This is a genomic window from Halomonas sp. (genome assembly GCF_031581305.1).
GTDB lineage: Bacteria > Pseudomonadota > Gammaproteobacteria > Pseudomonadales > Halomonadaceae > Halomonas.
Genome location: NZ_JAVLBC010000171.1, coordinates 1 through 6,891, shown reverse-complemented (window position 1 = coordinate 6,891; position 6,891 = coordinate 1). Strand labels below are relative to the sequence as shown.

At 68.8% G+C, this 6,891-nt stretch carries 7 protein-coding genes and 1 pseudogene; 7 read left to right on the top strand and 1 reads right to left on the bottom strand.

Features of this window, described 5'->3' with window-relative positions; genetic code table 11:
- Positions 1 to 2: 2 nt before the first annotated feature.
- The 4 genes from RI841_RS13010 to RI841_RS12995 are packed head-to-tail and all read left to right on the top strand — an operon-like array spanning position 3 to position 4,476.
- Complete coding sequence (locus RI841_RS13010; protein ID WP_310706035.1) at positions 3 to 872, top strand: MoxR family ATPase; 870 nt, start codon at positions 3 to 5, stop codon at positions 870 to 872.
- Positions 869 to 1,825, top strand: coding sequence for a DUF58 domain-containing protein (locus RI841_RS13005; protein WP_310706034.1), 957 nt, complete (start codon positions 869 to 871; stop codon positions 1,823 to 1,825). Before RI841_RS13010 ends, RI841_RS13005 begins: the two co-directional genes overlap by 4 nt.
- On the top strand, positions 1,822 to 3,945 hold the full coding sequence (locus RI841_RS13000; RefSeq protein ID WP_310706033.1) for a DUF3488 and transglutaminase-like domain-containing protein: 2,124 nt from the start codon (positions 1,822 to 1,824) through the stop codon (positions 3,943 to 3,945). Before RI841_RS13005 ends, RI841_RS13000 begins: the two co-directional genes overlap by 4 nt.
- 45 nt (positions 3,946 to 3,990) lie before the next feature.
- Positions 3,991 to 4,476: a glutathione peroxidase gene (locus RI841_RS12995; protein WP_310706032.1), complete on the top strand. Its 486-nt coding sequence runs from the start codon at positions 3,991 to 3,993 to the stop codon at positions 4,474 to 4,476.
- A 3-nt stretch (positions 4,477 to 4,479) separates the two neighbouring features.
- On the opposite strand, the gene RI841_RS12990 is transcribed toward RI841_RS12995, so the two are convergent.
- Positions 4,480 to 4,866 carry a hypothetical protein gene (locus tag RI841_RS12990; protein ID WP_310706031.1) on the bottom strand — a complete coding sequence of 129 codons (387 nt, stop codon included), beginning with the start codon at positions 4,864 to 4,866 and terminating at the stop codon, positions 4,480 to 4,482.
- A gap of 195 nt (positions 4,867 to 5,061) precedes the next feature.
- Here RI841_RS12990 and fabV point away from each other — a divergent pair, with 195 nt between their 5' ends.
- The 3 genes and pseudogenes from fabV to RI841_RS12975 all read left to right on the top strand — a co-directional run.
- Positions 5,062 to 6,273, top strand: a complete 1,212-nt coding sequence (gene fabV, locus RI841_RS12985; RefSeq protein ID WP_310706029.1) for an enoyl-ACP reductase FabV — start codon at positions 5,062 to 5,064, stop codon at positions 6,271 to 6,273.
- 65 nt (positions 6,274 to 6,338) lie between these two features.
- Positions 6,339 to 6,551, top strand: a complete 213-nt coding sequence (locus tag RI841_RS12980) for a hypothetical protein (protein WP_310706028.1) — start codon at positions 6,339 to 6,341, stop codon at positions 6,549 to 6,551.
- Positions 6,552 to 6,664: 113 nt separating this feature from the next.
- Positions 6,665 to 6,891 (top strand): annotated as a pseudogene (locus tag RI841_RS12975) (GlxA family transcriptional regulator); the annotation flags it as partial.

The following is a 6,891-nucleotide window of genomic DNA, read 5'->3' as shown; positions in this document are numbered from 1 at the left end:
GGGTGGTGCTCGGCAAGTCGCGGGAGGTGCGGCTGGCGCTCTGCTGCCTGCTGGCCCGCGGGCACCTGTTGATCGAGGACCTGCCGGGACTCGGCAAGACTACCCTGGCCCAGGCGCTGGCGCGGGTCACCGGCCTGGACATGCAGCGCCTGCAGTTTACCAGCGACCTGCTGCCCGCCGACGTGCTGGGAGTCTCGGTGTTCGACCCGCGGGAGGCGCGCTTCAGCTTCCATCCCGGCCCCGTCTTCCATGGCCTGGTGCTGGCCGATGAGATCAACCGAGCCACGCCCAAGACCCAGAGCGCTCTGCTCGAGGCGATGGAGGAGGGCCGGGTGACCGTGGAGGGCGAGACCCGGGCGTTGCCCGATCCCTTCTTCGTGATCGCGACCCAGAATCCCCAGGAGCAGGCCGGGACCTTCCCGCTGCCGGAGTCGCAGCTCGACCGCTTCCTGATGCGGCTTTCGCTGGGCTATCCGGACCCCCGGGCCGAGCGTGAGATCCTGCGCGGTCAGGCCGGGCGAGTGAAGCTCGAGACGCTGATGCCGCTGCTCGATGCCGAGCGCCTGCGCGGCTGGCAAGCGCGGCTGGACGGGATCCATGTGGCCGACGCCCTGCTCGACTATGTCCAGGCCCTGGCCGCGGCCAGCCGCGAGCATTCCGAGCTGGCCTGGGGGCTCTCCACTCGAGGGATCCTGGCCCTGCTGCAGGCGGCCCGGGGCTGGGCGCTGCTCGAAGGGCGTGATCATGTGCTGCCCGAGGATGTCCAGGCGGTCTGGGTGCCGGTGACGGGCCACCGACTGAGCAGCGGCCCCAGGGAGGACGGAGAGACGCTGGCGCGTCACCTGCTGACCCACGTGGCGGTGATGAGATGAATGTGGCTGGCGTGGCCACTGCCGGTTCCAGCTACCGCGAGCGGTTACGCCACTGGTGGCTGCGTCGCCTGGCCGCTTCAATGGAGGATCCTCTGCCCCAGCGCCGGCTGTTCCTGATCCCCACCCGTTTCGGCCTGGGCTGGGCGGTGCTGGTGGTGGTGCTGCTGCTGTTCGGCATCAACTACCAGAACAGCCTGGCCTACGGGCTGGCCTTCTGGCTGTTCAGCGTCGGTGTGGTGGTGCTGCTGCGCGGCTGGCTCAACCTGCTCGGTGTCACCCCGGGGCTGCGATTGCCCCGGGAGGCCTTCGCCGGCGGCGAGACGCGGCTGGGGGTAATCCTGAGCGCACGCCGCGATCGCACGGCGCTGGATCTCCACTGCGGCGGTGCCCGGGGGCGAGTGAACCTCGTCGATGGCCGCGGCGAGACCGAGCTGGCGCTGCCGACGCCCCGCCGTGGTCTTCAGCCGCTGCCCTGGCTGCGCCTCGAGACGCGCTGGCCGCTGGGGCTGGTTCGGGTGGTGGCCTGGGTCCGTCATGATGTTGAGCTGCTGGTCTGGCCGCATCCGGTGGAGGAGGATGAGCCGGTCATGCACCACGGCGGTACGGGCCTGGATGCCAGCGATTTCGCGGGACTGCGCCGCTTCCAGCTCGGTGATAGCCCCGGGCGGGTAGCCTGGAAGCAGTGGAGCCGCACCGGCGTGCTTGCCACCAAGGTATTCAGCGTGCCGCCGCGCCAGCAGCTGTGGCTGGACTACGACGCCTGTCGCGGCGACCCGGAGCGGCGCCTGTCGGTGCTCTGCGCCCGGGTGTTGGCTCACCATCGTGCCGGTGATCGCTATGGCCTCAGGCTGCCGGGCCTCACCCTGGCACCGGGCGAGGGGGAGGCCCAGCGTCGCCGGGCGCTGGAGGCCCTGGCGCGCTTTCCGGCGATCCGGCCCGCGGGGGTGGCATGAGCGCCTCGCGACCTGCCAGGCTGGCGGTGCTGGCGGATGGCCGGGGGCTGAGTGGGGGCATGCTACGCCAGCTTTTCATCGGCCAGTGCCTGGTGCTGGCCCTGCACCTGGCCTGGATGCCGGCCTGGCTGGTGGGGTTGGCCCTGGCGGTGGCCGGCTATCGGTTCGTGCAACTGCGCCGCGGCCTGTCCCGTGCCGGCATCCTGCTGCGTCTGGCCGCCGTGGGTGGCCTGGTGCTGGCGCTCTGGCTGCAGTTCGGCACCCTGGGCACCATGGACGGGCTGGTCGGCCTGCTGCTGGGCGTCTACCTGCTCAAGCTGATCGAGACCCATGACCAGCGGGATGCCAGAGTGGTGGTGGTGATCGGCCTGGTGACCACGGCCGTGGCCTTCCTGCATGACCAGGGGATTCCCATGGCCGCGGGTGCCCTGCTGGCGGTGGCCTGGCTGCTGCAGTCGCTGGTATGGCTCTCCGGTGCCACCGGCCGTCGCCAGGCCTGGCGGGAGACGGTCTGGCTGCTGGCGCTCTCGGCCCCGCTGATGGCGCTGCTGTTCGTCACCTTCCCGCGTCTGGGGCCACTGTGGAGCATGCCTCAGATGGACCAGGCCTCTACCGGCCTGACCGACGAGATCTCCCCGGGCGACATCGCCGAGCTGTCGCGCAGCGATGCGCGTGCCTTCCGGGCCCGCTTTGAGGGCCGCGAGCCCGCCCCCGAGGAGCGCTACTGGCGCGTCTACACCCTGTCGCATTTCGACGGTATCCGCTGGTCGCGGGCTACCCCCGACCAGCTGGCGGCAACTCTTGAGCGCCCGGTCGATGCCTTCGTCCGTGAGGCGTCGCGTTCCCCCTGGGAGGGGCAGGAGCGCGCGCGCTTCCGTGCCGAGCTGCTGCTGGAACCCGACAGCCGTCCCTGGCGGCCCTCGCTGGGCACGCCGCTGGAAAGCGAAAGCCGCCAGCGTTACCTGGCCGACGGCACCCTGGAGGGGCTGACCCCGCTGAGCTCGCGCAGCCTGCTGTGGCTTTCCAGCAGCGGGGCGCCGCCGACCCAGCCGGACCCCGCCGGATCGCGTTGGCACCGCCTGCTGCCCGACGACGCCAATCCCCGCACCCGGCGCCTGGCCGAGCGACTCTGGCGGGAGAGTGGCCGGGACCCGGATGCCTATCTCGACGCCATGATGGCCCGCTTCGGCGAGGCCCCCTATCGCTATACGCTCTCGCCGCCCCGGCTGTTCGGCGAGCACCGCGTCGATGACTTCCTGTTCGACAGCCAGGCCGGCTACTGCACCTACTACGCCTCGGCGGCCGCCGTGATGGCGCGCATGGCCGGCATCCCGGCGCGGGTAGTGGCGGGGTTTCTGGGCGGCGAGCGGCACCCGGATGGCCACTTCACGGTCCGCGACTATGATGCCCACGCCTGGGTGGAAGTGTGGCGCGACGGTGCCTGGCAGCGTCTGGATCCCACCGCGGTCATCGCCCCGGAGCGCATCGAACAGGGCCCCCAGGCGGTCGATGGCGGCGCGGAGGCCTTTCTGGCGGATGCCCGCTTCTCCCCGCTGCGCATGCGCGAAGTGCGCTGGGTGAACCGTCTGCGCCTGGAATGGGAACGCCTGGAGTACCGCTGGCAGCGCGGGGTGATCGGCTACCAGCGCGAGTCGCGTCGTTCCCTGATAGCGCAGCTGGTCATCGGGTGGCGCGAGGCCTGGGCCTGGCTGGATGCGCGGCTGCCCGGGAGGGGTATCATGGCCACCGCGCTGGGCCTGGTGGCCGTTCTGGTCGTGACGGCGGGCCTCGCCTGGCTGGCTCGCCGTGGCTGGCAGCACCGGCAGCGGCAGCGTGACGAGCGCTGGCTGGTGGGCAGCCTTCAGGCCTGGCTGACTCGGCACGGCCTGGCGGCCCACCCGGGGGAGTCTCCCGCCGCCCACCTGCGGCGCATTGCTCCCCGGGCCGGGCCAGCGGAGCGCGCCCTCAACGACTGTGCCCAGGACCTCGAACGCTTGGCCTACGCGCCCCTCGAGGAGGAAGAGCGGCGCCAGCGCCGACGCCGGCTGGCGAACCGGGTAGCCGAGGTCCGCCGCCGTCTGCCACGGCAGCGGCGGGAGTCGGGTGGGGCTGGCGTGTGAGGAGCCGGCATGTCATCGTAGAGGTCAAGAGAGCGAGTCCGACCCATGTCCATCCATGATTACGAATGCCGCACCCCGAGTGGTGAACCCTTCAACCTGCGCGCCCTGCGTGGCCAGGTGCTGCTGATCGTCAACGTGGCCAGCCAGTGTGGCTTCACCTCCCAGCTACGTGACCTCGAGCACCTCTATGTTCGCTATCGTGACCGGGGGTTCACCGTGCTGGGCTTTCCCTGTAACCAGTTCGCCCGCCAGTCGCCGGAGTCGGCACTGGATTTCTGTCGTTTCGCCGAGCACGAGTACGGGGTGTCATTCCCGCTGCTGGAGAAAGTCAGGGTCAACGGACGCGGCGCCCATCCGCTTTTCGTGGAGCTCAAGCGCCAGGCGCCGGGTGTACTGGGGACCAGCATGATCAAGTGGAACTTCACCAAGTTCCTGGTGGGGCGTGACGGCCGTGTCATCCAGCGGTTCTCGCCCAGCGATGGCGAGGTGGCGTTGCGCGAGGCGCTGGAGAAGGCCCTGGACGAGACCTGAGGGTCAGGGCATCTCGCCGCGCTCGACCAGCACCCGTCCCATCAGCTCGTTCCAGCGATGGCGGGTCATCATGGTGGTCAGTCCCGAGAACAGTGCCCAGCTCTTGCGCCGCCAGCCGTTGAGTCGCAGGTTGTGGGCCACCAACTGCTTCATCAGCTTGTAGTCGTCGAACGAGCGCCATTCGCCGGCCACCGACATCTGCTGGCGCGAGAGCACCGGGGCCAGCTCCAGGCGGAAGACCCACTCCAGCTCGCGCACGGTCAGTTCATGGCGCTGTATGACGGTGACCATGTGCGCGTAGTCGGTCTCGCGGGGTTCCCGTTCCAGCCATAGGGGGGCCAGGGCCAGCCACAGCTCGCCGCGCTCGTCGACCAGCGTCTGTGCATCCATCGCTACCCTCCTGCCACACTCATTGCCCGGGACGAGCATCCTGCACCAGCCGGGCGGTGGCCTCAAGGGCGGACAGCCGCTGTCGGGGCCGCTAGAATGTTCCCCACTGTTCTTTCGATCCATGTATTCAGCACATTCATTCCCCATGCGGACGGGAACGGTTGCCCCCTCCGCCGGACAACAACGAGGTCTGTCGTGATCATCAAGCCCAAGGTACGCGGTTTCATCTGCACCACCACTCACCCTGTCGGTTGCGAGAAGAACGTCCTCGAGCAGATCGAGGCCACCCGCGCCCGCGGACTGGACAAGGCCCTGGGTGACGAGGAGCAGCGGCCGAAGAAGGTGCTGGTGATCGGCGCCTCCAGTGGCTATGGCCTGGCGGCCCGCATCACCGCGGCCTTTGGCTACGGGGCCGACACCCTGGGTGTGTTCTTCGAGAAGCCCGGCAGCGAGAAGAAGCCCGGCACCGCCGGTTGGTACAACAGCGCCGCCTTCGACCGGTTCGCCAAGGCCGAGGGGCTCTACAGCAAGTCGATCAACGGTGACGCTTTCTCCCACGAAGCCCGCGACAAGGCCATCGAGCTGATCCAGCAGGACCTGGGCCAGGTCGACCTGGTGGTCTACTCCCTGGCCTCGCCGGTACGCAAGCTGCCGGATTCCGGCGAGCTCAAGCGCTCCAGCCTCAAGCCGATCGGCGAGACCTACCGCGCCACCGCCATCGACACCAACAAGGACGCCATCATCGAGGCGGAGGTCGAGCCCGCCACCGAGCAGGAGATCGAGGACACCAAGGCGGTGATGGGCGGTGAGGACTGGGAGCTGTGGATCGATGCCCTGGACCGCGCCGGCGTTCTGGCGCCGGGCGCGCGCAGCGTGGCCTTCAGCTACATCGGTACCGAGATTACCTGGCCGATCTACTGGCACGGGGCCCTGGGCAAGGCCAAGGAGGATCTGGATCGTGCCGCCGGCAAGATCGACCAGCGTCTCTCGGCATCGGGCGGCGGCGCCAATGTGGCGGTGCTCAAGTCGGTGGTCACCCAGGCCAGCGCAGCCATCCCGGTCATGCCGCTCTATATCGCCATGGTCTACAAGGTGATGAAGGAGAAGGGCCTGCACGAGGGCACCATTGACCAGCTCAACCGCCTCTTCGGGGAGCGCCTGTACGGTGGCAGCGCCGAGACCGACGAGGCCGGCCGCCTGCGCCTGGACGACTGGGAACTGCGCGATGATGTCCAGCAGGCCTGCAAGGAGCTCTGGCCCCGGGTGACCACCGAGAACCTCTTCGAGATCACCGACTATGCTGGGTACAAGCACGACTTCCTGAAGCTGTTCGGTTTCGAGCGTGATGACGTCGACTACGATGCCGACGTGAACCCGGTGGCCGACTTCGATGTCGTGAACCTGTAGGTCCCCCGCGTTTCCGGCAGGTGCCTGGGGCGTGGGACGCAGATTCCAGTCAGTGGAGGTGTACCATGGATACCCGGGACAGCAAGACGCCGGAAGAGGAACTGCAGCATCTCAAGGAAGTGAGCCAGCCCGAGGACTTCGATCATCCCGAGCCGGATGTCGAGCAGCCCGAGGCGAAAAGCTCTTCCAACGGGCTGCACCGTGTGCTGCCCATTGTCATCGTGGTCATCGGCATTCTGGCGGCAGCCATGTTGCTGTTGAGCGGCAACGCCGAATAGGTCCCCTGACGCCGTTGCCCTGTCTTCTTGGCGGGGCTGTGGTTCCGCCCGGCCTTGGGTAAGATGGTGCCTTCGCCCAGCGTCTACCGGCACTATCCCAAGGCCAGATCTGCATGCCCGAGCCCCTTTCTCCTCCTCGTCCGACGTCACCGACGCGGCATGTCGGCGTGGTGGTTCTGCCCGGTTTCTCTCTGCTGGCTCAGGCCTGCGCCACCGAGCCCCTGGCGGTGGCCAACCGCCTCGAGGCGCGTATCCTCTATCGCCTCACTATCTTCGCCAGCGTCGCCGGGCCTGTGGCCAGCGCTTCCCACCAGGCGCTGATGCCCCAGGCCGGCCTCGG

What these genes read in the sequence shown, in the direction of transcription:
- RI841_RS13005 (WP_310706034.1), top strand. Translation starts at nt 869, where the DNA reads ATGAATGTGGCTGGCGTGGCCACTGCCGGTTCCAGCTACCGCGAGCGG.
- RI841_RS13000 (WP_310706033.1), top strand. Translation starts at nt 1,822, where the DNA reads ATGAGCGCCTCGCGACCTGCCAGGCTGGCGGTGCTGGCGGATGGCCGG.
- RI841_RS12995 (WP_310706032.1), top strand. Translation starts at nt 3,991, where the DNA reads ATGTCCATCCATGATTACGAATGCCGCACCCCGAGTGGTGAACCCTTC.
- RI841_RS12990 (WP_310706031.1), bottom strand. Translation starts at nt 4,866, where the DNA reads ATGGATGCACAGACGCTGGTCGACGAGCGCGGCGAGCTGTGGCTGGCC.
- RI841_RS12980 (WP_310706028.1), top strand. Translation starts at nt 6,339, where the DNA reads ATGGATACCCGGGACAGCAAGACGCCGGAAGAGGAACTGCAGCATCTC.